This is a genomic window from Halorubrum tibetense (genome assembly GCF_042661865.1).
Lineage (GTDB): Archaea > Halobacteriota > Halobacteria > Halobacteriales > Haloferacaceae > Halorubrum > Halorubrum tibetense.
On record NZ_JBHSWW010000668.1, the window covers coordinates 1 to 581 of the forward strand.

A 581-nucleotide genomic window follows, 5' to 3' on the forward strand; every position below is an offset into this window, starting at 1 on the left:
CGCCAAAATAACCCGACAAAAGATCGGCACGAATGGTCTTCAAACGACCGGTGCTTGGATCGTAATCTCGGCGCGTGGTAATGCCGTTGCCCTGCATGAAGTGCGTGACATTGCCGCGCAAATCCATTTCCTTCACCACGTAATAGCGCTGGCGCGGTGCACCGTTGAACAACACGGCATCCACCACTTCGGAAAGATAACCGTATTCGTTGTAGCGATTTTCGATGGCCTGGTCTTGCCAAGTGCCGTCACCGCCGGCATCGAACGCCTGATGAGTGCGACCGATTGAATCGAAGGTTTGGCGCTCGAAATAACGCTCTGTGTTGCCGTCGACAACAAAGCGCGTTTCCGTGGTACTGGCACGGGCTAATGAGTCGTAACCCACGTATTTTCTATAGCCCTCGTTGTTGGTGACCGCCATCAACCCACCCGGTGGTACATCGCGGGTTTGCTCCGACGCCATTTGGGTGTTGGTCACCCAGTTGGTGGAATTGTTGTATTGCCACAGTGTGCTGGTAACCGCCGCATTTGCCGCGCTGTAATCTACACGCGAGGTCATGCGACCTAGGTCGTCATACACC

Annotated in this window: 1 protein-coding gene; it reads right to left on the minus strand. The window is 54.7% G+C overall.

What is annotated here, in order from left to right:
• Nucleotides 1–559, minus strand: a 559-nt coding sequence (locus tag ACFQEU_RS17650) for a hypothetical protein (RefSeq protein WP_379784263.1), incomplete at its 3' end; no start/stop codon positions are given.
• Nucleotides 560–581: the final 22 nt, after the last annotated feature.